16 protein-coding genes and 1 pseudogene are annotated in these 25,911 nt (G+C 60.2%); 6 read left to right on the top strand and 11 right to left on the bottom strand.

The features are described 5' to 3' along the window. Window positions 1-2: 2 nt before the first annotated feature. Window positions 3-773, top strand: a pseudogene (locus I7S92_RS20385) (helix-turn-helix domain-containing protein); the annotation flags it as partial. A gap of 119 nt (window positions 774-892) precedes the next feature. Here the strand turns inward: I7S92_RS20385 and I7S92_RS20390 are convergent. The 9 genes from I7S92_RS20390 to I7S92_RS20430 all read right to left on the bottom strand — a co-directional run bounded on the left by I7S92_RS20390 (window position 893) and on the right by I7S92_RS20430 (window position 17,932). Beyond that, window positions 893-3,514, bottom strand: a complete 2,622-nt coding sequence (locus I7S92_RS20390) for a helicase-related protein (protein ID WP_197647356.1) — start codon at window positions 3,512-3,514, stop codon at window positions 893-895. 1 nt (window position 3,515) lies between these two features. Then, window positions 3,516-5,525, bottom strand: coding sequence for a phospholipase D-like domain-containing protein (locus tag I7S92_RS20395; protein WP_197647357.1), 2,010 nt, complete (start codon window positions 5,523-5,525; stop codon window positions 3,516-3,518). A gap of 56 nt (window positions 5,526-5,581) precedes the next feature. Then, window positions 5,582-6,895, bottom strand: a complete 1,314-nt coding sequence (locus tag I7S92_RS20400; RefSeq protein WP_197647358.1) for a hypothetical protein — start codon at window positions 6,893-6,895, stop codon at window positions 5,582-5,584. 14 nt (window positions 6,896-6,909) lie between these two features. Then, window positions 6,910-10,101: a UvrD-helicase domain-containing protein gene (locus tag I7S92_RS20405; protein ID WP_242070314.1), complete on the bottom strand. Its 3,192-nt coding sequence runs from the start codon at window positions 10,099-10,101 to the stop codon at window positions 6,910-6,912. A 2-nt stretch (window positions 10,102-10,103) separates the two neighbouring features. Then, complete coding sequence (locus I7S92_RS20410) at window positions 10,104-12,650, bottom strand: PD-(D/E)XK nuclease family protein (protein WP_197647360.1); 2,547 nt, start codon at window positions 12,648-12,650, stop codon at window positions 10,104-10,106. Window positions 12,651-12,778: 128 nt separating this feature from the next. Further along, the gene (locus tag I7S92_RS20415; protein WP_197647361.1) at window positions 12,779-14,347 is read right to left on the bottom strand and encodes an ADP-ribosylglycohydrolase family protein; all 1,569 of its coding nucleotides are present in this window, start codon (window positions 14,345-14,347) and stop codon (window positions 12,779-12,781) included. 33 nt (window positions 14,348-14,380) lie between these two features. Next, the gene (locus I7S92_RS20420; protein WP_197647362.1) at window positions 14,381-15,367 is read right to left on the bottom strand and encodes a helix-turn-helix transcriptional regulator; all 987 of its coding nucleotides are present in this window, start codon (window positions 15,365-15,367) and stop codon (window positions 14,381-14,383) included. A 49-nt stretch (window positions 15,368-15,416) separates the two neighbouring features. Further along, window positions 15,417-17,420: an AAA family ATPase gene (locus I7S92_RS20425; RefSeq protein WP_197647363.1), complete on the bottom strand. Its 2,004-nt coding sequence runs from the start codon at window positions 17,418-17,420 to the stop codon at window positions 15,417-15,419. Window positions 17,421-17,689: 269 nt separating this feature from the next. Then, window positions 17,690-17,932 (bottom strand): hypothetical protein, encoded by a 243-nt coding sequence (locus I7S92_RS20430; protein WP_197647364.1) that lies wholly within the window; start codon window positions 17,930-17,932, stop codon window positions 17,690-17,692. A 147-nt stretch (window positions 17,933-18,079) separates the two neighbouring features. Here I7S92_RS20430 and I7S92_RS20435 point away from each other — a divergent pair, with 147 nt between their 5' ends. Next, window positions 18,080-18,667 (top strand): YqiA/YcfP family alpha/beta fold hydrolase, encoded by a 588-nt coding sequence (locus tag I7S92_RS20435; RefSeq protein ID WP_197647365.1) that lies wholly within the window; start codon window positions 18,080-18,082, stop codon window positions 18,665-18,667. Between the two features lie 74 nt (window positions 18,668-18,741). Beyond that, window positions 18,742-19,131, top strand: coding sequence for a hypothetical protein (locus I7S92_RS20440; RefSeq protein ID WP_197647366.1), 390 nt, complete (start codon window positions 18,742-18,744; stop codon window positions 19,129-19,131). A gap of 196 nt (window positions 19,132-19,327) precedes the next feature. On the opposite strand, the gene I7S92_RS20445 is transcribed toward I7S92_RS20440, so the two are convergent. Continuing rightward, a complete protein-coding gene (locus I7S92_RS20445; protein ID WP_197647367.1) occupies window positions 19,328-20,173 on the bottom strand; it encodes a hypothetical protein in 846 nt (281 codons plus the stop codon). A gap of 239 nt (window positions 20,174-20,412) precedes the next feature. Next, window positions 20,413-21,069 carry a hypothetical protein gene (locus tag I7S92_RS20450; RefSeq protein ID WP_197647368.1) on the bottom strand — a complete coding sequence of 219 codons (657 nt, stop codon included), beginning with the start codon at window positions 21,067-21,069 and terminating at the stop codon, window positions 20,413-20,415. Window positions 21,070-21,368: 299 nt separating this feature from the next. Here I7S92_RS20450 and I7S92_RS20455 point away from each other — a divergent pair, with 299 nt between their 5' ends. Genes I7S92_RS20455 through I7S92_RS20465 form a run of 3 tightly spaced genes read left to right on the top strand, consistent with a single transcriptional unit; the run spans window position 21,369 to window position 25,905 of the window. Beyond that, the gene (locus tag I7S92_RS20455; protein ID WP_197647369.1) at window positions 21,369-22,565 is read left to right on the top strand and encodes a Fic family protein; all 1,197 of its coding nucleotides are present in this window, start codon (window positions 21,369-21,371) and stop codon (window positions 22,563-22,565) included. 51 nt (window positions 22,566-22,616) lie between these two features. Beyond that, a complete protein-coding gene (locus I7S92_RS20460) occupies window positions 22,617-23,906 on the top strand; it encodes an SIR2 family protein (RefSeq protein ID WP_242070315.1) in 1,290 nt (429 codons plus the stop codon). After that, entirely contained in the window at window positions 23,893-25,905 is a 2,013-nt protein-coding gene (locus tag I7S92_RS20465; RefSeq protein ID WP_197647370.1) for an ATP-binding protein, read from the top strand. Before I7S92_RS20460 ends, I7S92_RS20465 begins: the two co-directional genes overlap by 14 nt. Window positions 25,906-25,911: the final 6 nt, after the last annotated feature.

A 25,911-nucleotide genomic window follows, 5' to 3' on the forward strand; every position in this document is an offset into this window, starting at 1 on the left:
ACATCGAGGCCGCCGACCTCAGCTGGTTCGCGGGTGACCGCATCGGCCCGGATCGGCTGGCGCTCTGGATCTCCATGCGCAGTTCCGGCTTGCAAGACGACGCCGCCGCACTCGCGCGTGTCGGTTGGGCGGTACGTCGTCTGACAGGGGGGCCAGGCCCAGAGGTGGACCTGTCTGCCTTCCTTGACCGCCGCGATCCTGAGACCATGGCAGATGAAGCCGAGCCCTTCGCGGACCGCGCGGGAGGCTGGCTCGACCTAATGGCGCAAGCCGCCGTTCTTCACCCGATCACTCGCGCCTGCATGGGCTTTCATCTGTGGAGCCTCGCCGGGCTTGGTCAGCGCGGCGACCGGATGGAGGCGGCGGTCACGGCAGCGCGTATCGCGGCTAGTGAGGGCAAGGGTGCTGTATTTTCCCCTCTGGCTATGGGCGGGGCAGGGGGGCTGCGCGCCGGTGGCTCACCCGATGACCGTTTCGCGCGGTGGCTCGACGGGATGGAGACGGCAGGTCTGACCGCGATGCGGCACCTAGACGATATTGAGGCGTGGTCGGCGCGGGCGGAAGCCGCAATGAGCCCGCTATCGGGCCGCACGCCTCCGGCCTTGTGTGCTGTGCTGACCGAATGGCCCCTTGTCTCTGCTCCGATGGCCGAGGCCCTGACTGGTGCCAGCCGAGCGGCCGTCCAGCGCAACCTAGCTTGGATGGAAGCGCGGGGTCTCGTTCGAGAGATGACTGGGCAGGGACGGTATCGGATGTGGCGCGTCGCGAACTGAAGGCCGCGGCAGACTTTGCCGATGTGGTTGGCGGCAGAGGGGAACTCCCTGAAGGAGTTTCCGCCAGAGGCATCTTCGTTTCGGCGCGGCTTCGGCGGTGATAAGCGGTGACCGAGAGCTTAGCTCTGCACCGTTGGCTTTGGCCAGAAGTCAGGGCTTTTTTCTTCGAGCGACTGTAGAAGCCTGCTCTCCTCTTCGCTAAGATTTTCACGATCTGCCCCGGACGCAATAAGTCCGTGAAGCTGCGACCGTTGTTCGTCCCAGCGCCGTGACAGCACTGACCAATGATGCTCATCATACGTACCCCGAAAGATCACGGGCCGAATTTCTATTCGCGGTAAGTCCTGGCTACCTGCATCTATCGCCTCCTTCAGGAGATGCGACCAATAGCTGTTCTTGCGGTCGACACGGCCGATTTGCTGCTCTACCACTCCCGGGTTCCATTCGAGATGGAGTAGAATGACAACTCGGCAGCTTTCGTGAAGATTGAGTCCTTCGCGTCCGACCATGGATTGGGCGATAAGCACATGTGGTTCGCTCTCAGAGCGATTGAATGCAAGCTGAACCAGACGTCGCGTGGAAGACAGTGTCTGGCCGTAAAGCATCCGGGCAAATGAGGCTCGAGGGGAACTGTACTCTTCTATCAGTCTCTCACGAAGCTGTGCCCACAACGCCTTTGCAGATATGCCGTCTAGTTCGTCGTCCTGCGCGTTTCCGTCGCCGCGTTCGCGGAGGGCATCGAATACCTGAGTGAGCGCTTCCACTACCGCTTCGCGTGATATTCTGGTTCCCGAAGCCTCCTCCCGTAGCAAGGGCTCGGCTGCCCGCGCCAGTGGTGTGACGATTTCAGACGAATTCTTGTCACTCGCAATGGCCTGCAACAGTGTTGGCTGGCCAGTCGACCCGCTCTCAATAAGGGCTAGGATGTGGTTTCGCAGCGTCTGACGTTGCGTTTCAAAGGTTTTGTAGGAAGCGGTCAGGATGTCATCGACGCGCTTGCGGTCGTATTCGACTTCGAGTTGCTTAGCTGCTGCACGCAATACACCTTGATCGTAGTCTGACGTCTTTTCCTGTGGCCATGGCATTCCGTCCCGCACCGCCCGCAACAGGGCTCGCGCATTGAGAAGATCGGTCAGCACGCGCATGGGCCGTGTGAAGCGTCCGAATACCAGTACTTTTTCGCCGGTGAGCGTGTAGTTTTCAATCTCTTTAACAACTGCCAACAGGACCGGATGCTCATAAAGACTTTCAGTGCCATCCGTGAATGACGCAGTCAGCGTGTTCTTCCACCAATCTGCGCGTTGCTTTCGCTTTTGTGCGCCATATTGCTCCGCGGTAAGTTCTGCACTGGCTTCGACACCATCTTCGGTACAGTCTTCTCTCGCTTGCAGGCGCTCGGCTTCATGATCTTCGGGGTGCCTGTTGTCCGCCCGCTGACTGGCCAGTTTGTCGATGATCCCAGCCACCCCATGCCCATTGCTGATTGTCAGCCGTGCACGTGCCGCTTTTGTATCAGCCGCCGCCTGGCCGATGACGGACAGTGCCTCGGCGGCAAAGACGATCCGCCGCCAACCTGGCGACAAATCCTCGGGCTGAACTTCGATCGGCTGCTCTTGTCGGTAGTTCATTCCGTTGGGCGCATGCTTGTCGAACAGCATGATGGTTTCATCACGCCGCTTGTCCCGGCGTACGACCCAAGCCTCGAGACTCTCTTGAAAATTTGTCGCGGCGGCCTTGTAACGATGATGCGCTGCTTCGTCTGTGCGCCACCTCCTGCGCACTGCTTCGGCAGCTTCGCGAAACTCCAAAACGGCAGGTTTGATCGACATCCATTTGCTGTCAGACATGGAAACGCGCTTTAGCGTGCTTTCCCACTGCAACACGTCAAGCTCGACCGGGGTCGCCGTTAGACCCAGACGGCGGCATGTTTTGCCACGCGGAAAAAGGATGCTATCGAGAAGCGCCGATAGCTTTCCCCGTTCGCTACGAGACTTATGGGCCTCATCGATGATGACAAGGTCGAAAGGGCCAAGAGCAAGCCCGAGAGTGCGCTCGAGCAACTTGAGCTCGGTCGAATGGTTCTTAAAGCGGTCAGACTGAAAATCGTCAAGCTCAGAGCGTTTATCGATGTCTCGGAATTCATGGACGATCGTTTCAACAGAAGTCTCCGTATGTTGACATCTCTCTGCCCGCTTCAAAATCTCTTTTGCCGCTAGTTCGACGCCTGGCATTCGCCAATGTGCGAGCTGGCACCCGTTTCTGATCTTCTTGTCTAGCCTTCGAACGATCAGCTTCAGGAGATCGGCACGCCACCGTATTCCGGAAGTTTGCGCACGCATATCGCCAAAACGGTGGGAAAGGATCACGAGGGCATCATCCATTCTTGCCGCGCCATCGGTTTCATATTCACGCATCAAGCCGTCGAAACTGCGCAAAACATCTTTCGAACTTTCGCCTGCCTTGGTGATCTCGTCGCGCCATTGCGGAGCGACGACCGGCGGAACAACCAAAGCAACCCGGCCGCCGCTACGCTTGACAGCGAGCGCCAGAGCAACGGCGATCCGCGTCTTGCCCATCCCTACCTCATCGGCGAGCACGGCACCGTGATTTCTCAAGGATGCCGCCAAGGCTTTCAACGCGTCGATTTGACCTGCATCGAGATAGCCTTGCGGAAACAATGGCGATTCCTGTGGTCCGCTGATGTTGGCGGAAACAGATTCCCATCCCGCGAACTTGCCCATCTTAGCCGACATCAGAGACCCTGCTTTCCAGCCGATAGAATTCGATCACGTCCCAGTTGGCCTCAGCGGCACTCAACGCTTCGTCAAGGGCCAAGAACTCCGTGCTGCCCCGCTTGACGTAGTCCGGTAGGAACGGCGGTTCCCGTAGGCAGGAAAGCGGATTGATCTTTAGCGGAAGCAGAGCCTCGACCAATGCGCCTTTCGTCGGCCCTTTGACGTCGTGTCGCCTCTGGCCAAGCTTCCCACGTTCGGGCAGGGTGCCTAATTGCATCAGCACACATTGCAGCCGCTGTGTCCAACTCGTCCAATCAGCCTTGGGCACCATTGTCTGGCGTTCGGCAATGGCCTCGATCAGTTTCATGGTTCGGCGAATGGCATAAGGCTCGTCCGGTGACGCTCGCCCAGCCGCGCCCGGCGGATTTCTGGTGTCTGGCAGCGCAGACGGATCCTCGTCGTCTCCGGTGTTCCCTTCATCTGGCACTGCAGGAAAGCTGTCTAGAAGCTCGATTGCATGCTCCAGATCTATCGGCTCCAGTGGCCGCGCAGCAAGCCGTCCGTAGTGGTCCAATACGGGAACCAGGACGGTCGATGCACCGTCGTTCTGATCGAGGCGACGCACGCCTACATGCGCCGGCTGCTCGCCATCCCATAGGAAATGTCCGGACCCGTTCGGTGTAAGCGCTTGATTGCTCGGCCCCAGTATCACTATTCCTGTCGCATCCTCGTCTTGAGGCACTGCAAGGAAATTAGCCATCTCGCCAGGCTTCCAGACAAGATGGGAGACAGGCGGGGCGATAAAGCGCGTGTCTCGGACGGGTGGGCCGTCTCCTGCCGTCAGGGCTGAAAGGTCGGTGATGTGAGCGTCCCAGTCGACCGGTAGAACGTGCGCGACAGGAGTCAGGCGAGACTTGGTCCCGGCGGGTTCCCAGCTCAAACCGTCTGCCACCATTATGACCCCGGCCTCTAGGTTGCCGCCACGGCTTGGCGCAGTGAGAAAACCGGCAGGCGTGAGATTGCCCGAACCCAGATAGACCCAGGCGGAGGCACAACCTTTGCCACCTGCTTGCCGGTTTGCCGAGAACAGGAATTTGGCGTGCAGGCGCCTCATGTCGCCATCAGCCTTCAGCGGACGTAGGAGCGACCATTTCGCCTCGCGCATGCTATTGAAAACAAGCTCCTCGGCCAGTGCTGCGCATTTGTCGCTCTCAACAACAAGCGTGATCTTCGCGGATCGTGTCAGGAGAGAGGCATCAATCAGTGCCTTGGAGATCGTGCTGGGAACAAGTGGCAAGCCCGCCGTCTGCCCGCCTTCCCAGAATCCAGACCCAAGGACGAGGTTGTTGCGGCGCTGCGACCCGGCATGTGTTTTGACTCGACTCGCCAGTTGGGCGATTAGTGCTTGCTGCCTCGTATCGATGAAGCGTGGCGTAGCATTTGGCCGGGGTTTTAGCCGGTTCGTCCAGCGCTCCAACTCTGCAAATGCCGCACCTTGAATTTCCTGGGCCTTTCCCGCCCCAGCGCCCCCTTCCAAAAGTCGGCACTGGTATTGCTGCCGCAACCAACGCCAGAAATCGCGCGCCGCGGCCATGTCGGCCCGGTGTTGCTCAAGCGCGTCATCGGATTCCCGCGCAAGAACATCTCCCGCGGCCAGATCGAGCCGCCAGACGAGGTCGATGCTGTCTTCCGTGGTCTGCCGGGTCCAGTTGCCCGTGGTAACGAGCAAGCGCAGAGCCCATTTGCTTTCATCGGTCGGGTTGCGAAATGCCAAAAGCGCCACTTTCGCATGCATGAGGCGATAGGGCGGGGCGTCGTTGCGGGCGGGTAGATGCAAGACACCCGGCACGTCGCCTGGAGGGATCTGTTCCTGCGAACGATCCAGGCAGAGCCCGATGAACGTGCGACCAAGTTCAGCGCGTGCCGATCGACCCTGACCGGTGAAACGCTCGACGAACGCCTCCATGAAATCTGCGTCGGCAGAAAATCCGCAAATCCATCCTGCATGGCCGGTCATGTCAGTTGGGGGTGCAGCATGCTCCACGAGGGAAAGGGGCAGATGTGGAGCGGCCATCAGTTCTGCCCCTGCGCTTCGATGAACGTGGCGAGCCGTCCATCAAGGTCTAGTGACAGGCGTCGCAGGTAAATTATGCGCGGAGAGATCGAAGTGGGCAGGACATCACGCTCGGCGCGCATGGGCGCACCGTCCTCTCTGCCCTCGGGGTCTGTTTCGATATCGGACCCCTCGTGCGTAGCGTCGTCTACACGAAGAGCGGCGTCTGTCCGCCACGCAGCAGTCGGGACGACAACGCTGCCCGTCACCCGCAACATGTGGTTCTCGCGGTTCACGAGCATAGTGATCGCATGAACGTCGGATTGAAGTGCTTCTGTACAAAACTCGCGTGCCGCTGCAGCCGCGTCATTCGGCCCGTGACCATCAAGTTCCAGAAAGCGCTGCGCTTCCTTGCGCCACGCTTCCACCGAGGCTGACACGCCTTCAGGAAGCGCTCGGGTCAGGTCAAGACGTGAATGGGCGACAAGTTCCTGTTCGATATTTGCCAGCACACCGATAGCGGCGTCGCGGGTTTGAAGAAGCGCTGCTCCTGCTCGCAGATCCCTCCAGTGGTTGTCGTCGATCTCGGCGGGTTGATTCCGCCAGTCGGTGTGCGGGATCGTGCCAAAATCGTCCCCTTCATCGATTCTCCGCATCCAGACCAGAGCGTTCCGACGACGCTCGGCGCCTGCTCCGGGGAACGCCAGCGCCTCACGCATTGCCCTGCGGGCATCATCTCCCGCATCGGCCGTTGGATTGAGTTTTTGGCGAAGAGAGGCGGTAAAGTTTACCGGCTTATCGAGCACCCAGTCGCGGAGGTAATCGGGAAGGTACCGCCGCCCTTGGCCTCTTTCGCCAAAGACGGCGTCGATGAGCTGCTGTCCGCGAACGTTGACTGAAAAGCTGTTGAATCTGGATCCGCTCGCATCAACAAGTCCGAGGCCGGGGAGCGCTTCGACACAACCCATGCGCATGGGTTGTGTTACATAGGACGCCTGTGACTTCAGCCGGCGAAAGGTATAATCCATCCCTCGATCTTGCAGTGTCTTGAGCTTGCGTGACCCCCGCAGTCTCCAGTCTCCGCGGCTCCAGTCTCTCTCCTGATAGCCGATCCAGCAGGCCAGAGCCTCTATGGCGTTGGCGACTTCTATCTTGCTTCCTGCATGTGGGGACTCTTCCGCGATACTAATGCCGAGAAGCGCAAGCGCCGCTTGACGTATGAACCACAGCCCGCCAAGCCTTGGGACCGCAGCTTCATTGTAGAGCATGACTGTCTTGCCAAGCCCGAGTGTCAGTCTTCTGCGAGACGTCTTGACGTTTTCAGGCGCCAGCATGCCCCAATATATTGTCATTCAAGAATAACTTTCTGTTCGGCGATGGATAGCTGCGCCAGTTCCAGACGCCCATGGTCTATCCAGAACACGGCCACCCCTTGAAGGGCATGCTGCGGGAACAGTTTTGCCGCAAGGCCGGCATAGGCGGAAAGCTGTGGCCAGTAGATGCCGAAACCCTCTCCTGCACCGCCGGTCTTGTGGTCGATCAGCAGGCATCCTTTCGGCCCGACGGCCAGCAGGTCGATCATGCCGGGGATTTCTGCGCCCTCGATCGTGTGTCCAAGCAAAGGGATTTCGCAAAGCAGATCGGTGTAGCCATCGGCCAAAAGCCAGGCTTTCAAGGCCGACGCGCGAGCGGCGACGAGGGATATGGTTGCATCGTCCAAGCCGGTTGCTGACGTCAGAGCCGATGTCAGATCCGGCTTTGTCAGGCAGGTCCGCAGGGCAAGGTGGATCGCGGTCCCACGCGCCGCGTCGCTGACCGTGTGGGGCCATGGTGCGCCCAAGGCGATGCCTTGGCTTTTGGGATCGGGCAGCGCGGTTGTCGATTGCGATGGTTGCAACCGCCAGGGTGTCAAGGTCACAGCCGCTAAGGGCGTCGCGCCGCCGAGCCGTGGGAGATCGGTGATCTCAGTCGCCGAATACTCGGTGAAGCCTGCGTGTTCGGGCAATTGCCTGATGATGGCCGGGCACTCGATCCCGCCGATGCGCAACGTAGTACCACCGATCTGCGGCGCGCAGGCATCTGCGAAAACATGGAACAGGCACTTGGCTTGCGGGGCTTCCTCGTCCCGCTCCTTGAGGAGACCCGGCCACTCCAGCACCAGCCGGTCGCGCGCCCGTGTCAGGGCGACATACAGCAGGTTCTTCGCATTGGCCTCGAAATCTGCGCGCCGATCCTCGATGAACCGCCGCTCGGGTTCGGGCGCAGCAAACCCTGGGGTATGGATCAGCGCGGCCGAGGCCAGAACGGCTTCCATATTGTCGATCTTGTCCAGTGCAGTGAACTGGGTCGCGGTGCTGCCGGGCCATTCTTCGATCCCGTGATCAAACTCCGCCACCACCGTGATCGGCCACTCACGACCCTTGCAGGCGTGCCAGGTAACGATCTCTACCGCTTCGGCACTGTTGGCAGCAGGGTCGGGGCGGCGGTCGAACTCGCGCTCAGCCGCGCGGGCATCGAGCCAGCCCAGGAAAACCTTGGCGCTCTCGCCATGGAACCCAGCGGCGGCCTTGAGGTCGCGATGCGCGGATTCGAAGTCGATCGCTTCCGCTTCAAACCGCAGAAGGTCTGCGCGGGCCTGAGCCGCATCTGGCTGACGGTCAGCCCAAAGCCGCAGTCCGGAGGCATCGATCACAAGGTCCACTGCCTTGGAAATCGGCACGCGCGCAAGGCGGTCAGACAGGGCCGCCAGCCGCATGAGGACCGAGTCATCCGCCAGACTCCCCTGAATCTGCGCGCTCATCGCGGCTTGGAGGCTGATCGGATCCGGGCCGAGGGTGCGCAAGACCAACGCGGAATTGGAATCGGCAGGGTTCGCGGCATAACTGAGCGCCGCACGCGCCGCTTGAACAACCGGACTCGTCGCCCAGCCATCTTCGGCGATGCGGACAGGAACGCCGCGCGCGCGCAATTCCTCGGCATAGCGGGCGGCTGTCGTGTGCCGGCAAACCAGCAGCGCGATATCAGAGGGGCGGACGGCCCTTGTGGCCTTGGTGTGCCGGTCGGTGATTGGTTCGCCTGCGTTTAGGATGCAGGCGATGCGCTCGGCGATGTGCTCCTGAGGCTTCGAGGAGTTCTTCACCCCGCGCCCCTTGACGATGTTCAGCACTTCCAGCGCCGGACCAGGCACCGGATCGCGGGTCGGGGCCAGCGGATTATAGTCCGCGCCAAACAGCCCGGCGCCCATGGCATTGACGAAGTCCATCACCGCCGGCGTTGACCGCCAATTGCGATCCAGGGGTTGCGTCGCCTTGGGGTTGGCCGCTGCCAGCGCTTGCGACAGGCGGGGATCAGCACCCTGAAACCCCATGATCGACTGCTTTACATCGCCCACGAGAAGCGTCCGAGGCGCGCGAGCACCCAACTGCCACAGCAGGGCGAACTGCACCGGATTGGTGTCCTGGAATTCGTCGATGATGACGCAGTCGATCTCATTCAGCACAGCTTGGCGCACGGTTGGATCGGTGCGCAACAGCCGTTCTGCGCCCGCAATCATGTCGGCATAGTCAATCAGCCCCAGGGCTTTCTTGCGCGTCTCGTAAGCTTCCATCACTTCCTGGGCACAGGCGATTAGGCAGCGAAAGTGCAGCTTGGCATCGACCAATGGACCGGGGTGAGACGGCAGCGCTTCCGCAGCCTGCATGATCTCAAGGGCAAGGTCATCATAGCCGTCGGGTGTTTTTGAACTCCGGTTCGAGGTGAAGAGGCTGCGCAGGGACTGCCAGAGGCTCCAATCCCGGTCCAGCAGGGTTGGATCGCGGTCAACGCGACGAAAGAGGGCAAGGTTCTTTTCCAGCGTCTCGCGCGGGCCCTTGGCGGTGATGCCCGCCATGCCGCCTTCGGGAAAGGCGGCAAGCATGGTTGAGACCGCTTTTCCCAAGGCATCCCGGGCGGCGGCGGGGTCCGCGAGCACCTCGCCATAGATCGTATCGAGCCGCGTCAACGCGGGTGCGATCAGGCCTGGATCACGGCCTTTGTCACCCAGCCCCCGCAACAGGTCGATCACCGACAGAACGCGGCCGCGCAGGGAATCCTCGACGGTTTCGCCCTTTTGCCAGTTCGGTTGATACCCGAACCGCTCAGGTTCGGCCTTGATCGGGTCAAGCGCCTTGGCATGCGCCAGCGCCTGCCGGATCAGCAGGTCCCGCTCGGCATCGCCAAGATGGCGCGGTTGCAGCGAGGCACCCGCCGCCAGCGCATGTTCCGTCAACAGCCGCAGTCCCAAACCATGTATGGTGGAGACATAGGCGCGCTCAACGGCCATGGCCTCGGCCACCAGCCCGTCCGCCAGAAGACCCGCCCGGATACGTTCGCGCAATTCGCCCGCGGCGGCTTCGGTAAAGGTCACGGCAAGGATCCGTTCGGGCCTTACGATCTTGCGCTTCACCCAGTCGGAAAGCTGGGTCTTGATTCGATGGGTTTTCCCTGCGCCCGCGCCGGCGGGCACGATGACCAATCCTCGGTCCAAGTCTGCTGCGTTCATGGTCATGCCTCCTCGATCTGGCGAATGAACGCGGTAACCAGGGTCGAGCCATCCGTCAGCGCATAAGGTGTGAACCCCGCCTCCTTCTTGAAAAACCCCTCGTCGGCAGAGGTGTTCAGCACCACCCGTCCGGCGCCAAGCTGGGCCAGCCGTTCAGCAAGCATGGCAACAGCCGCATCATTGACGGCATCGCCCATGTCGCGGGCGGGCGATCCGTCTGCAGGCACAAGGCCGGACGTCAAGAGCCCGCCGTCATTCATCAGGTGATAGGCAATCCCCACCTTGCGGCCGATCAGAGGGTCCATCCCATCGCCCTCGCGCCGAATGGGACGGGCGAGCATGTCACGATAAAGCCCTGCCTGCAGATCCCACCCAGCCTCCATGCGCCTGCGGCGGCCCGATGTGCCACTTTTCTTGTGATCGACGACAAGCAGCACACCGTCAGGCAATTCAAGGATCGCATCGGCCTTGCCGTGAAGATTGATGCCATGCGCCTCACCGGCCAGCCAGATCTCGTTGCCGATGATCTTTGCGCCAAGCGCCAGCAGATGTTCGCGCCAGCGCAGCGCTGCCTGAAGAATCTCGCGTTCGAGGCCGCTGCGCTCCATTTCCCACGATGCGCTGCGCAGAAACCCCGCGTGGCGGGTGAGCGCGCGATCATAGGCTTCGGCAACCGCCGCGGTCAGTGCCGGAGGTTCTGGCACAGGCTGGTCCTTGAGGAATACATGTTCAAACACGTCATGGGCAATGTTGCCCTTGGCCATGACATCAAGTTCCTCTGCGGACCAGGACATGTCGCCTGCGCCAACCTCCTCCAGAAGCCAGGCCAGCGGGCTGACGAGGAGCGTTTCCAACCGAGAGGGCGACTGAGGTTTGGTGGTTCCATCATCCTTGCGCCGCAGGGCCAGCAGGTCGATGCCGGGGAAAGACAGGGCCTCGGGCAGATCGTCCGGTTCCGGTAGGGGCGGAAGGCGGTGGTGCGCCACAGGCCAATCGCCGGGCGGCAATCGCGACAGGTCCAGGATCAGATCCTGCGCATCCTCGACACCCGATATCGCCCGCGCGACCAGGGAAAGCCCGGCGGAGGGTTGCTGCCGTGCCCCGGCCAGATCGCGCCACGGGATCAGAAAGGTCCCGGTGTCGGTAACCGCCTGAAGCTGTTGATCGAAAAGAGACAGGCCTTGCGCCAAACCCTCAGCCCGGCCGCGAAGGTGCAGCCCTGTCGTGGCTCGGACCGTGATGATTTCGCTGTCCAGAAACATCGGATTGGCGCGCGGACGCGTCGGATACAGACCATCGGTGAAATCCGTCACGATCAGGTGCCGGCAGGGCCGCCACGGGCTTTCCTGTGCAGACCACAGGCTGACACCTTCAAGGTTGCGCTCTGGATCGGCAACTAACGGGGGAGCAATCTGGATACCGCGCAGGATCGCTTCCCAGTCCGGGCTACCCTCGCCGGGCGGGATCGAAAGACGGGCGCGGACCTCGTTCCCGTTCGCAATGCGCTCGCAGATACGGTCGATCAGGAAACGCAGTTGCGCAAGGCTGCCAGCCGAGGCGCGAATGTCCGTCCAGAGGTCCTTGTGCGCAGGGGTGGGCGACAGGACATCGCCGCGAAAGTCACCGCCGATCAGGTTTTCCGCGAGGTCGCGCCCGGTCTGTGCGGACCAGGGCATCAACGGTGACAAGGCGAGGCTGGCCAGGACCATCGCAGGTGTGGGTGTTCGCTTGGCCAGTGCCAGCTGAAGGGCTGTCTCACCAATGATGTCGCGCTCGGGCAGGCTGGAGGGAAGCCCGGAAATCGGCACGCCCTGCTCGGCGAAGGCGCGGGCAATCTGGCGTGGGTCACCCGAGGCCAGCACAGCAATCTCGCGCGCCGAAATACCGCTTTCGATCAGGGCCCGCGCACGGGCGGCGGCAAAATCAGCGCAGGCCGCCAAATCGCGCAGACCATAGAAGGCGAGGCTGTCATCCTTTGGCCCGGCCTCGATTGCTGCCTCGGCCACCCCGCCCTGCAGGGCGTGCAGCCTCGACCCTTCACGCGCCGCGCGCCCCTTGGCGGGGGCCTCTACAGCCCCGAATTCCTGCTGAAGCCGTGCGTAAAGGGCCTTCATTGCGGCTGGCGCATGCGGATCGAGCGATCCCTGAACCACCGGCAGCGGGTCAAGAAACCGCCCATGCGGCAGCTCCAGCACATGGCGCACCGGGGCCAGCCCTTCGGGTAAGGCGTCACCCAGTTTTCGCCAGAGTTCGACAAGCGCGTCCAGATGCCGCCGAGCGCGACTGTCCTCCATCGGCCCGGTCGCCGGGGCGCGCAGATCGGCCGTGGCCAACACCAGACCCTCCAGCGCCGCACTGACGGCCGAGATCGTCTCGATCGGCGCATTGGCAAGGCTATCCCGCCAGACCGGATCAGGGTTCTCCAGAATCGCCCGCCCCGGCGCCCATTCCGGTGCTTTGGGTGCAAGGGAAAGCTCAGCAAGGCCGGTATCGGTCAGCCGGTACTGCAGGCCCGAGCGAGGATCGACGACGAGAAAAGGGTAGAACATGAGTTTCGATCTCGCTGCATAAGTTGTATATTGTAACGGGATGCCATTGTGACTCAATGGTTTATACGACTATTCCCGCTCTCTTCTGCGCGTTCAACAAGCTCGCTTCCGGATGTTTGACCTTATGATTACCCTCCCGGATAGACTTCGAAGAGTTCCTCTGCGGCATTGATATCGGATGAAAGCTGCCTGTAATCCCGAACCAGTTGCGAGATGATGTCCGAACCTTCGACGATTTCCGCCCACCGGTGTCGAAGCACAGCCGCAGGATCAAGCAGACCCAGCATATTGCCGGCAATCGCCGCCGTTGAATCGCTGTCCCCACCATGGGTGGCTGCAATCAGGAGGGCCTCTTCGAAGGAGTTTCCCGCAAGGCAGGCATAGAGCGCGATCGACAGGGCCTCTTCGGCGGTCCAGCCACCACCCAAGGATTCGACTGTTTCCCCAGCACCGTCCCGAGGCGCGCGCAGCGCAGCTTGAATTGCCTGTGCAGTCTCTTCGCCCCCCGTCAGTCGCGCATAGGTCTCTGCCGTCTGGGCTGCAGCCTTCTCCAGATCAGCACCACCTGCGACGTCGGCAAGCATTTCCGCCCAAGCTGCCGCCGCAAACTGGCCAGTCTGGTGGCCATGCGTCAGGGCGGATGTCTCGATGGCCATCGCGCGCACCTGGTCGCGCGGGAACATCAAGCCGATGGGGGCCACCCGCATGATGGTCCCGCAACCTTTGCTGTTGTTGCGGGCGAGGTCCCCAAGATTGGCGCTCGCCGCGAGGGAAGATAGGCAGGTATTGCCAGGCGCGCGGCAGACCCGAAGGCGGGGGTCGTTGATAAGCCCCACATCGTCGGTCTGAACCTTCGGATTGCCACCTTGAGTTCTGTACCAGCGCAACAGCGCGTGATGGATCACGGACGGCGGGTGGCAGATACCCTTCAGAGCGCCGCGAACCCACGCGCGCAGGATCCCCTCGACCGTGAACAGCGTCATCTGGGTGTCGTCTGTGATGGCGCCGTGCAGCCCCATGTGCCGGGGCAGCTCCGAAATGCCGTCCGGGAAACGACGGCGGATTTCAGCGAGCGAGAGGAACTCGATCTCGGCTCCCAGACTGTCCCCGATGGCCCCAGCCAGAAGACTCGCATGGAGTCGGATCAGCGGCAGCCCGTCATGTCGGGCGTAATCGGTCACAAGGCGTTCCTGAACCTGCGTCTCGATGGCCCCGGGCCGTGCCGCGCGGACGCGGGTCATGGCCTCGCTCGCTGAACGCCCGCGCTCAACCAGCAGAAGGGCGGCAATCGTTCCCGCACGTCCCAGCCCGCCCCGGCAATGGACCAGCACCCGGCCGCCATTTTCCAGGATGCGATGAAGACAGGGCGACAACTCGCGCCAGCGCGCCATGGCCTTTGGCGCTGGCACACCCAGATCGGGAATCGGGACGTGATGCCAGTCCATGCCGCGTGCCCTTGCCGCATCGCCAAGACCCGTGACAGACAGCAGATCGAACTCGGGATCCTCGATCAAGGTCAGGACAGCTTTCGCCCCCCAGGCCTTGATCACGTCCAGATCAACATCCAGATCGCGGTCCCATCCGGCGCCAAAGACACTGTCTCCTTTCTTGCCTGGGCAAAGGGTCAGACCGAGATGACCGTTCCCAATAGGCAGGCTGTCGATGCGAAGGGGGTGGGATGTGCTGTCACGAAGCAAGCGCTGTACTTTCTTTGTCGATTCGAGCTGAAGTTACTCTTGGGGTGCGTCACTTTCGGTCGTATCAGAAACTGGGTCATCAGAAGCTGCCAAGAACTGCGCCTCAACATGATCGCCCCACCTCACCAAATACCATTCCATTTCCTGACGGCCTCCAGCGCGGAAACGGACCATCAGCGATCCGTCTTCCAGACGCTCGGTCTTCTGTTTCGGATGGAACACATATCCAGTAGCTTCATCGGCGACCTCAGGCAGAAAGCGCCAGACCACGTCCTGCGGTTCTTCGCGCCAGACGCCGAAGCTTTCTGACAACCACTCCTGCAGATCGAACTCTTTGGGGCGCTCATAGACATCAGGCTCCAAAGAAATCCGTTCGAAACCAGCCAGTGCAAACAGACGCAGATCGTCCTGGTATTCACTCCAGGCCAATAGATATTGGCGCCCCTGACCAAATAGCACCGCAACCGGGCCGAGCCGGGTATTTCGGGAGAGTTTTGCGCTGCCACGAGCGCGGTGGTCGGCCGAGATCATGACCCCTGCAAGAATTGCCTCCCGAAGTGCAGAGAGAATCTCAGAGGGGATTCTTTCACGCGGTCCAGGTCGAAAGGCAACTCCATCGGCCATCAGTTGCGCTTCAAGGTCAGCGGCGATCTTCCGGCGGCGATCCTCGCGGAACATGGCCTGTACCTTTGTCAGCAGGCGCTCCAGCGTGTCTGCCGTCACCTCATCCCCCTCGCGCCGTGCGATCGCGGCTGCGCGGTGCCCCGCGGTCAGCTCATCGAGCGTCGGCTCGACCATGCGGCCCAATGAGCCGGGCGGAAAACGCCAGTATTTTCGTCCGCTCTCTCCTGATATCTCCTCTATCTGGGGGTATGCGTTGCGCACGGCATCACGCATACGTTCTGCCGTGCGGCGCGATACGCTGAATTCCCGTTCGATATCGCTGAGGGAAACCCCTTCAGCTGAACCTTGCATGGTAAGTGCCAGCTTTTGCAGATCTTCTTGGCGGGCGTAGCGCATCGGTCCTCCTGGCAAGGCAGAGCCACCTTTGCGGTGTGAGACTATGGCGTCAACGGCCAAAGCCGATCGGCCGCGCCGCCCCCATCTTAGCCGCATCTTCACGGGTCAGCTCGCACAGGATAGCCTGTGGGTCCGAATTGCCCAGTGCTCGCATCCTGCGGGCGACGTTTGCGAAATCCCCGGGAGCGAGTCGATCGAGCGCCCGCAACTCGGCCGGAGGCGAACACGGAAAATGTGCAGCCCAGGCCAGTGGAAGTTGATCGACTGAAAGAAAGTCGAACCGGATGCGGAAGGTGAACCGGCGATGTGTCGCGGGGTCCAGCTTTTCGACGAAGTTGGTTGTGCAGACGAAGGGCAGCGGGTGGCTTTCCATCCAGGTCAGCATTTCGTTGACCTGGCTCACTTCCCAGCTGCGCTCAGCGCCGCGGCGGTCGGCCAGCAAGCTGTCCGCCTCGTCGAAGATGAGCATGGCACCCTCGGCGCGCGCCTCGGAAAAGGCCCGCGCGATGTTCTGCTCGCTCTCGCCAAGCCACTTCGAGATCAGGTCCGACGTGCGCTTTTCGATCACGGGCATCCCTATCACGCGGGCCAGATGCCGCGCCCACGCGCTTTTGCCTGTCCCTGCCGGACCTTCCAGACAGAAACTGATCCGCCGAGGCGCGCCCGGGGCCGCCAGCCGCGCCTCGATCCGGCCCAGATCCGCATCGGCGCGCGCCAGGTCCGGTTGCCAGGGCACCTCGGCATGGTGACGCGGCGCACTGTCCGCCCCGCCCTTTGCCAAACGAGCGGCCGCATCCAGCACCTGCGAGACTACCGCATCCCCTCCATTGCATAGCCGGGCCACCCGCATCGCGTCAGACACCAGGGCTGGCGCCTGATCATGTCGTTCCGCCATCTGCGGAAGGGCGGTATCGGGGATGCCGACGCCATGCCGGTCCTCGAGTCGCTGCCAGATCCGCGTCCGGACCCGGCCCGAGGGTGGGCGCATCAGCGCCGAATAGCTGATCCGCCGCAGGAAGGCGGGATCACAGGCAGTGACTGAATTCGTGGTCCAGATCACCGGGATCGGGTTTGTCTCAAGGACTCGGTTGAAATGAACCTTCGACGGCGCCTCGCGGATGAAGGGGAAGCCCCCCGCCCCAAATAGGTCTTCCATCTCGTCGAACAGAAGCACGGTGTCCGATCGTTGACCCAGCATGCGGGACGCCATCGACAGTTCAGCCAGCCGTTCCCGACGTGACGGTTCCCCGCCGTCATCATCGGTTTCCCCCACCGCGCGCAGGTCCGCGCCAACCTCGCGCGCCAGCACCTTGGCGAATTCGGTCTTGCCTGTGCCGGGAGGGCCGTAGAGCAGAATGTGCACGCCCGGTTCGCGCTCGGCGAGTGCGCGGGACAGCAGGTCACGCATCAGGTCCGCATCTCGTCCCAGTCCTTCGAAATCCTGCCATTCCGCCTGAGGCGCTGCCGCAGGCGGAAACATCAGCGCGATCAGGTCAGAGATGCTGTGCACGTCGGCAAGCAGCGCGAGGATCAAGCGGTCCGACAAATCGAACTGCATCCGGTTGTGGCGCCCGCCGCGGCTGCGCTGTACCAGCCCCGATCCCGTCAGTCGGCCCGAGGCGCGCATCGCGGCCCGGATTTCAGACTCAGGAGCCGCGCAGAACCACGACAAAAGCAGCGGGACGGTGACTTCCCTGGTTTCCAACGCCCCATCGACGACATGTTCGAAGCCGTCGAACAGCTTGTAGAGGGCAACGAAGGTCAGCATGGATGTCTCGACCGGGGACAACCCGAAGTGATCGCCAAAGAGGGAGGCGTTGCGCTGCACGATCTCGCCCTCGCCGCCCCCTGCGCTCGGCACGAGGTCGCGAGCGATGGTGCGTACCTTGTTCCACCACTGGATGCCTGGCCGGGTACGGGGCCGCTCGGGGCAGTTCACTTCGGTCAGGTATTCCAGCCAGCTGGGCAATTCCTTGGCGATGCGGCTTGCCGGGCCGAAACGGTCGGCCAGCCGGGCGATCAGGTCAAGGGCGAGGTGTTGTTCGTGGGTCATTGTCCATCTCCATCGTTTAGACAAAGATGCCTCAATCGCACGTCAGAAATGGACAGAGGTTTGCTGCTCTGAGCCAAGGCACTCGATACGCCGACTGCAATGACCCCTCGGAGCTCGTAATACCAAGTGGCGGATCATACTTAACCTGTGTGCAAGCTGGAAAGAATCGCACACCACGCAGGGGTGTCAGCGACATGAAGGTCTATGCGGAAGCCGAATGATAAACGGCAAGATAACTCGGTGAATTGCTGATATGTGGGGCTCAAAAATTAATGAATTGGCCTGGCATAGATTTTGACCGAGCGTTTAGAGATATCGACGTCGAATCGTGTAATTTCATAGGGATGCTCGTCAAAGGTCATCTCATACTGCTGACCGCTCATCAGCTTGAGAAAGCTTGGCAGGCAAATGTCCCGCTTGCTTATCATGGCGCCGCCTTGCAGCGTCACGGAGACCCTGAAACTGCAGGTGGGATCCGTGGCCTCTGGCAGTTCGAAGTATTCTGGTTGCATCACATCATTCTCACGCAAGAGGAGTTCACGGCCGATACCCCGAGGTCGGGATTCCACGCAAGCCATTGTGCCGGCAAGCGATCGCCAATCTGTCCGAATCTGACGCATACCTCTGAGACGATAGGTCCAGCAAACAGGAGCGCAGGAATGTTCGGTCAGTCAAGGTCTATGGGTAAAAGTGAGGGCGTCAACATTTTCTATTGCCACGGTTGGGGTTCGCACTTCGACCCCGGCAAGGCCAAGATCCGTGCCCTTTCCAGGATGGGCCCGGTTGACGGCGTTACCGTCGACTACACCCTCCATCCACAGCTGGTCTTCGAGACGTTTGCAGCACTGTTGAAGCGTCATCCTGAATCGCTTGTCGTCGGAACAAGCCTTGGCGGCTTCTTTGCCGCTTGGCTGGGCGCTGAGTTTGACCGTCCGTTCATTGCGATCAACCCCGCAATCGCACCGAGCACCACTCTGCAAGCTTACGTTGGTCGTGGGGTCAACCACATCGGAGACCCATATGAACTGATGGAAGATTGCGTCATGGCTTATGACGCGCTCACCTTTCCCTTGGACGGACGGGGCACCGTAGTTCTCGATATGGGTGATGAAATTCTGGACGCGCAGGCAACGCTTGATTTTATCAAGGGACGGCTGCCCTTTGTCGCCTTTGAGGGTGGATCCCACCGCTTCGACCATATGGCAGAACTTATCGAAAGCCGACCAGACCTGTTCAATACCTACTGAATGCAGGAGAAGTGTGAGCGGTCGCAACGCTACCCTCGCCAGCAATATGTAACGCGACATTGAGGGAGAGCCAAATGGCCGAAGCACTTGAAACCATCGACGGGATTGCCCGGCGCCTCGGTCGGGACGTGTATTATCTTGCGCTCGTCGACGAGGCCGGTGGCTTCAGGGACATCTACACGGATGTTTCTGAAATCACGGACTGGCTGGATGCGAGGCAGATCGGTTGGAGCCTTTGTGCGGGATTTGACGAGAATACCGTCTGGATTGAAGGCGGGCCAGGCTGCATCTTTCTCGATATTCACCCAGAACTTGGACCCGAGGCAATGGAAATGGTAGAAGCACATTTCATGAATGCTGAGGGCGAGCCCACCATTCCAGGCTATGTATCAGCCATGTTGCGGCTTATGAAGGCGCTCAGCTTTGCTGACAGGGACGATCCCGACTATTGGGAGAACTTCTAAGTTTTTTTGAGCTCTTGGCCAGGTTCAATTGGCAACTTGAATTCAAGGGTAACGCGACACCTCCTGAACTAGATTGTTCCATTGTGTGGTGATCATTAACTCCGGTCTCTCAATCGCCATTTGAAGCCGGAGACAGGGTTTTCTTGCGTCGCCGACTTGATGTTCTCGCGGATGGCCAACCATAGTCGTCCCGTCATCATCGCGCGATCTCGCCTGCCATCACAGCACGGCCATGAACGGCGAGCGTCGCCGTAAACCTCGGGCACCCGAACTGCCGGATGACATCGAGGACGCGCGCGTCGTAGGCGGCCTGCCCGATGAGCCGACACAGGTCTGAAGCGTGAAACTGCCGGTTGCCACTGGGTGCAGCCTTGATTTGGTCGTGCAACTCCCGCTCACGCGGATCAGGCGCTCGCTTCGCCGGCGTAGACGCTGCCTCCGGTCGGCTCACCGTACCGGCTGAGGTGCGCCAACGGCGCATGAAGCCGAGGAGGAAGCCGGCCGGAACACTGTCGTTCCCGCGCGCCCGGTTGAAGGCTAGGAAGCGGTCCCAGATCACCTGCGTGTCGATGTTCCAGCAGGGCAGGGCCTTCTTTGCCGCCTTGATTAGCTCGGCCCAGCAGGTCTGGAAGACGTTCGATCCACCGCTAATGGTGATCTGCCCTGAGAATACAGTTTTGTTATCTTCTCCTCTAGATAGTGATGTGTCGCCTGTGCCTGACTCAACATCCTGATTTTCATCCACGGCATCAAAGGCCGTGAAGCGGAAAAGCCAGGGGGCAAACTTGCCGTTTGGCTTCTCTCGTCTCAACTCCAGCTCGGACGCCTCGAGTTCAGCCAGCAGCTCGGTCAGGTATTGGCGTGAGATGCCCATCTTGGACGCGAGATCAGCGAGGGTGAAGGCGGCCGTGCCTCGCGGCAGCCCGTTGTAGCCCTCCTTCCACGCGATGGCATCGAGGATGATGGTTGCTAGCTTGTGGGCGGAAACGGATAAGTCTGTCTGGGTGATCCGTCGCAGGATCAGGCCGGTCGTGGGTTCCATGGTCGATGTCTCCTATGAGAGACGACCCCATGCCGAAAGCAAACAACATTCTTGCCAGCAAAACAACTTTGCTGGTTGCAGAGGTTCGGACGGTGCGCTAGAAGATCCTTGTTCACGGGTTCTTCTAGCGCGGCGTCAGGCTTTACGGTCTGGCGTCGTTTCCCTTTTCGGGTTCGGTGCACGGTCTCCGGTGCAAGGTGTGTTAGTGGCGGGCCTGCCCGATGTAGGCCCGGCCGGGTTCAGTAGCGGACCTCTTCGAAGCCGTAGTTGCCTTCATGATCGCGCCAGTCGACGAAGACCGAGCGGTAACTCACCCAGTTGCAGTGTCCGGTGTTGGGCAGATCGGAGGCGGGCGGCACCTGGGCGACGCTGGACCGGGTCCAGTGATAGTCGCCCTGGACCCCGTAGGAGCCGAGGCGCGTGGAGTCCGAGGTGATGCAGTCGCCGTCTCGGTTCCGGCGCTGGCTGAACTGGATGTGAAACACGCGGATGCTTCGGACGAAATCGAAGGCATCACCCGAGATGTCGATGTCAGCTTGCTCGTCTGACTGGACTTGGATCAGGGGTAGGGGAGCTTGCGGTACGCTGGCCTGAGGCGCCTCCTGGAAGGCGATGTCGTAAAGCCGTTCCATCGGCGAGAGCGGGGCAGGGGCGTTGAACGACGCCCCCATCGGGCAACGCCAGATCTGCAAGGGAGGTTCGATCGGCCAAGGCGTGATCCGACGGATGAAGACTGCGCGTGCATGGGCACAGGGTGCGGATGCCGGCCAGCCACCTGCCAGGCAAAGCAAGATGGCGCAGTCGACCTGATAGGCCTGCGCCGGCTCGACCGACCCGACAAGGCTAGATACGGTGATGGCCGCGGTCGCCGCCGCGGTCCGGACGCTGTGCTTCATGACGCTGACTCCCACTATAATGGTGCGGCGATACAAAACAACATGAACGATAGCAAGGTAATTTCAGCGCGTCGGCTGCGATGTTATCCGCAGAAGGTGGCGCAGATGCCCGCCCAAAGCCTGATTTCGCTTCGACGTACCGATTGGGCAGTTGCACCCACGGCCCATGCGCAAGCGGCCAGTAATCCGGCCAAGTTACCGGGCGTGTTCTCCGTATCTTGTCACGCAATACTATGATAAACATCATTCTCGATGGAAGTTCGCACGGCCAGTGAAGCGGCCAAGGAGAAGGTCATTCGATGGTTCGCGACGATGGAGAGACGGTAGGCCTGTTCGAGCCACTCATGGTCTCGGAGGGCTCTCCCGCCCGCGCAGGCTTGAATGATCTCGTGCTTGAGTTGGCGGAGAAGTCCGCCGGCTTCCGCAGCAGCTTGCCTGTTTCAATGGCCGAGGCGCTTGCCAATCTCGTGCGGTCGATGAACTGTTACTATAGCAACCTCATCGAAGGGCATGACACCCATCCCGTCGACATCGAACGTGCGATGCGGAACGACTACAGCGCCGATCCGAAAAAGCGAAACCTTCAGCTAGAAGCCAAGGCGCACATCGCTGTTCAGAAATGGATCGACGAAGATGGCATGGCCGAACCACCAACAGCGCCCGCGTCGGTTATCGAACTACATAGCCGGTTTTGTGAGCTTTTGCCGCCCGAGCTTCTCTTCGTCGAAAGCCCAAAGACAGGTGAAAAGATCCCGGTAGTACCCGGCGAACTGCGCACCCGATACGTTGAAGTCGGGCGCCATGTCGCCATCAGCCCTGGTGCTGTTCCCCGCTTTCTGGAGCGGATGCACAAAGCCTACAGCCTTCCCGGCAGGATCGAACCGATCCTTGCCGCGGCTTGTGCTCATCACAGGCTTCTCTGGGTGCACCCATTCCTTGATGGGAATGGTCGCGTTGCCCGCCTGATGTCCTACGCAATGCTGCGCAAAACCCTCGATACGCGGGGACTGTGGTCCGTTGCGCGCGGGCTTGCGCGGCAGGAGGCAGCCTACAAGGAGCACCTCGCGGCGTGTGACGGCCCCCGCCGTGGCGATCGTGACGGACGGGGCACGCTCAGCGAGGCCGCCCTTGCCTCCTTCGCGCAGTTCTTCCTGCGCATCTGCGTTGACCAGATAGAGTTCATGGAAAGCCTGATGCGACCGGACCGGCTGCGCGACCGCATACTGATTTGGGCAGAAGAAGAGATGCGTGCTGGAGCGCTGCCACCAAAAGCGGATACTGTGCTGAAGGCTGTGCTCTATCAGGGGCAGATCGAGCGTGGGGAGGTCGAGACCATCCTTGGCACCAGCGACCGCACTGCGCGGCGGGTGACATCTGCGCTCCTCGAAGCGGGCGCGCTTTCGTCAGCATCGATTCGTGCGCCGCTGAGACTGGCCTTCCCTGCCAAGTATGCCGGGCGGTGGATGCCGGGGCTGTTCCCAGAACGGGATGGGTGAGAGAATGACGTGCGGCCCAATAGCGATCAAAGAGCAATTTGAGGTAGAGAATTGATTAATTTCAGAAAAGGAAGCAAAGACGAGTTTGCCAAGCTTCCCCCAGAAGCAGGGTTTCTCGAGCGCGCTGATATTATCCGGCGGCATCTGGCAGAGGTATTTGGCTCCAAGAACCTCTCTTTTCTCATTGGCTCCGGTTGCTCGTCTTACATGCATGATGGCAATGAGCTTGGCATTCCGACGATGGGACCGCTTGCGGCGGAATTCCAGACAACGCTTCAGGGTATGCCTGGTCTCCCCGGCGTCGGTGTCTTTGTCACGGCTGAACAACGAGATGCGATCAAGGACCGGCTTGGTATCGACCTAGCGCACGAAGACTTCCAAAAAAACCTTGAGCGCATGATGGAAGTGCTTATGACAGCGCAGCAATTCTGTAAGACGAGCGCCAAGATTGAGTTTCGGGAAGCTCTTGAGACCGTCGAAGCTGTCATCGCGGGCGTAAAAAAATTCATCCTTCAGAAATGCACCGAGGGACGTTTTGCCTACGGCGATGAGACCGTCGTGACGCTATACCGGCGCTTCTATCAGTCGCTGGCGACTCGATCCCGTGGGTTAGTGCCGCCTTGGGTTTTCACCACGAACTACGACCTGTTCAACGAGCGGGCGATGGACCGATCCGCCATCCCCTATTCCAACGGGTTTTCGGGCACGGTCGAGCGTCGTTTTAACCCTTCCACATACCGCCGCGCACTGGCCGAGCAGCTAGATATTTCGTCCAAGAGGTGGGCCGCGGTCGATGGATATGTCCACTTCTGCAAGCTCCATGGGTCTGTAAACTGGACGGAAGAGGAGACGGGTCTTTTCCCAATCCGGGAGTCTGCCGAAAAGCTCGACCCTGCGCAGGATCGCGTCATGATCTATCCGACGCCCTCGAAGCAGACGGCGAGTTTTGGCTCGCCCTACTCGGATATGTTTCGGGAGTTTCAGCGCCAGATTGTCCAGGACCAAAGCGTTCTCTTCGTGATGGGGTTTAGCTTCGGCGACGAGCACATCAATAACATTATTTTTCAAGGACTGACCCTACCAGGCTTCCGCCTCATCGCTTTCCTCAACCCTGACGATGCCAACAATCCCGTGACTAAAGAGCTCGCAGCCCTAGGCGACCCAAGGATTTCCTTCATCTGGGGTAGCGACGAAGAGACTGGCAAGAAGGCGCACTACTTCGACAGTATCGTGAAGGACTTGTTGCCAACGAGCGCTGACCAGAAAGAAGAGCAGGCTATCGAAAAGGTCTTCAAGAAGCTGCTATCCAAGCAGCAGGGTGGCGAAAATGGCGAGGGATGATGCAAGCCGTGCCATAGGCAAGATAGTAAGCGTTTCAGCGGATCGCTTGGTCGTCGAGCTACATCGTGGCAGCGATAACTTCACGGTCGTTGGCTTTGACGACGTCCACTATGTCGCGACCTTGGGATCATATCTCATGGTGCCGACCCAATCCGAGTATGTCGTCTTGGAGGTTATCGGCCTCAACGAAAAGGATTTTTCGCGAGCCTATGGCAGCGGCCCAGAAATGGACAAAGCCACAGCGGCAAAATTCCTCGATGTGGTCCCCGTTGGTTCTATGCCTGTCCAGGGAGGCTCCTTCAAGTTCGGTGTCTCGACGTTTCCCCCGCTCTATGCAGACGCCCTCTATGCGCGTGATGAAGACCTAGACCGCATCTTCAACGTGGAGCAGCCGGCAGATAGACAGACAAAGATCGATGCTAATGGCGCTGCAAAGGAGGGAACGGTTCCCCATACGATCGAAATAGGCACCTCGGCCGTGTTCAAAGACTACCCTGTTAAGGCGCAGCTTGATGCCCTGTTCGGGGGGCACGTCGCCATTCTTGGCAATACTGGAAGCGGAAAATCTTGCACGGTTGCCTCGATTTTTCAGTCTGTTTTCATGAAGCCAGACGACTTCGGAGCACTTGGCGCGGCTTTTGTGATCTTTGATGTCAATGGCGAGTATCGACAGGCGCTCGACAACCTGCCGTTGTCGATCCATTCGAGCTATCTCAAAGCCACGGATCCCGGCGCAGAGATAGAGGATTCAACGAGGAGCATCTTGGGAAGCGAAGGAATAAGCCGCTTCCGGCTGCCGCACTGGTTCATGACAGTTGATGAGTGGGCGCTTCTTTTGCGCGCCAGCGACCGATCACAGCAGCCCGCGCTTCGAACTGCACTCGGCCTAACTACCCTCTTCGCAGGGAAGGAGGATGGTGTCGTTGAGGGCAACGGCGGGATCGCGGCCATCCGAAACCACGTCCTTGCCAAAATTGTCCTCGCGATCCTACAAAGTGATGCAAGCAGCGCCAGCAAGTCAGACCGTATTTTGTCGATTCTTGCATCGTTCAATACGCAGGACATCAGCATCGCAGCTATCAGGCAGCGAGTCGGCGTGAATTATGGACAGCTCGCCGACGCTGAAGGGCTGGCAGAGTTTCTGTCGAACTTTGTCCAGGAAGAGCCTGTCCTACCAACCTATGCGAACAAGCCGTTCACCTTTGACAGGCTACTTGCGGCGCTCGATCTTGCGCTTCACTACGAGGAGGCAAACGGAAACAAGCAGATACGCGACTACTGCTCGCAAATGGTGACGCGCTTGAAGTCGGTTTCCGATAACCCTGATTTCGAATTTTTGCGGGCGGCAGTCGAGAATCTTGAAGATCACGATATAGAGCCAACCCACTTCGTGGATCGGCTTTTGGGAATTGCCAGGCAAGGGGAAAACTACCGGAAGGAACGGCAGCTTTGCATCATCGACCTGAACGATGCTTCGGACGAGATCGTCGAACTAGCCTCTGCCGTTGTTGCACGGCTGATCTTCGACCGGATGCGCCGCTCGACGCCCCGAAACAAGATGCCTGTCCATCTAATCCTTGAAGAAGCGCACCGCTACATCTCTGAGCGCCCGAGCCGCTTTGCCATTGACGCGGGCATAACCTTTCAGCGGATTGCCAAAGAGGGCCGGAAATACGGGGCTTTCTTGATTGTGGCTTCGCAACGACCGAGCGAGCTCTCAAAGACGGTCCTCTCCCAGTGCAACAACTTCATCATTCATCGAATTCAAAATCCTGACGACCTCTCGCAGATCAAGCAGATGACGCCATTTATTTCTGAGACTGTTCTGAGGCGGCTTCCATCTCTGCCGAAGCAACATGCTTTGATTTTTGGGAGCGCAGTGAAAATCCCAACGACCTTCCGAGTTCGGGACGCTAATCCTACGCCTAACAGCGACGATGCACAGGTTCGAGACCTTTGGTATGTCCCACAAAATCCAAAACTTGGTTGGAGCTCGTAGCCAAAG

The sequence above is a fragment of the Tabrizicola soli genome (assembly GCF_015999335.1).
GTDB classification, from domain to species: domain Bacteria; phylum Pseudomonadota; class Alphaproteobacteria; order Rhodobacterales; family Rhodobacteraceae; genus Tabrizicola; species Tabrizicola soli.

Excerpts from the sequence above, each read along its gene's own strand:
- I7S92_RS20430 (WP_197647364.1), bottom strand. The coding sequence starts at position 17,932 with ATGCAACCAGAATACTTCGAACTGCCAGAGGCCACGGATCCCACCTGC.
- I7S92_RS20465 (WP_197647370.1), top strand. The coding sequence starts at position 23,893 with ATGGCGAGGGATGATGCAAGCCGTGCCATAGGCAAGATAGTAAGCGTT.
- I7S92_RS20450 (WP_197647368.1), bottom strand. The coding sequence starts at position 21,069 with ATGAAGCACAGCGTCCGGACCGCGGCGGCGACCGCGGCCATCACCGTA.
- I7S92_RS20445 (WP_197647367.1), bottom strand. The coding sequence starts at position 20,173 with ATGGAACCCACGACCGGCCTGATCCTGCGACGGATCACCCAGACAGAC.
- I7S92_RS20425 (WP_197647363.1), bottom strand. The coding sequence starts at position 17,420 with ATGACCCACGAACAACACCTCGCCCTTGACCTGATCGCCCGGCTGGCC.
- I7S92_RS20410 (WP_197647360.1), bottom strand. The coding sequence starts at position 12,650 with ATGTTCTACCCTTTTCTCGTCGTCGATCCTCGCTCGGGCCTGCAGTAC.
- I7S92_RS20395 (WP_197647357.1), bottom strand. The coding sequence starts at position 5,525 with ATGACCGGCCATGCAGGATGGATTTGCGGATTTTCTGCCGACGCAGAT.
- I7S92_RS20440 (WP_197647366.1), top strand. The coding sequence starts at position 18,742 with ATGGCCGAAGCACTTGAAACCATCGACGGGATTGCCCGGCGCCTCGGT.
- I7S92_RS20405 (WP_242070314.1), bottom strand. The coding sequence starts at position 10,101 with ATGAACGCAGCAGACTTGGACCGAGGATTGGTCATCGTGCCCGCCGGC.
- I7S92_RS20420 (WP_197647362.1), bottom strand. The coding sequence starts at position 15,367 with ATGCGCTACGCCCGCCAAGAAGATCTGCAAAAGCTGGCACTTACCATG.
- I7S92_RS20400 (WP_197647358.1), bottom strand. The coding sequence starts at position 6,895 with ATGCTGGCGCCTGAAAACGTCAAGACGTCTCGCAGAAGACTGACACTC.
- I7S92_RS20390 (WP_197647356.1), bottom strand. The coding sequence starts at position 3,514 with ATGGGCAAGTTCGCGGGATGGGAATCTGTTTCCGCCAACATCAGCGGA.
- I7S92_RS20435 (WP_197647365.1), top strand. The coding sequence starts at position 18,080 with ATGTTCGGTCAGTCAAGGTCTATGGGTAAAAGTGAGGGCGTCAACATT.
- I7S92_RS20455 (WP_197647369.1), top strand. The coding sequence starts at position 21,369 with ATGGTTCGCGACGATGGAGAGACGGTAGGCCTGTTCGAGCCACTCATG.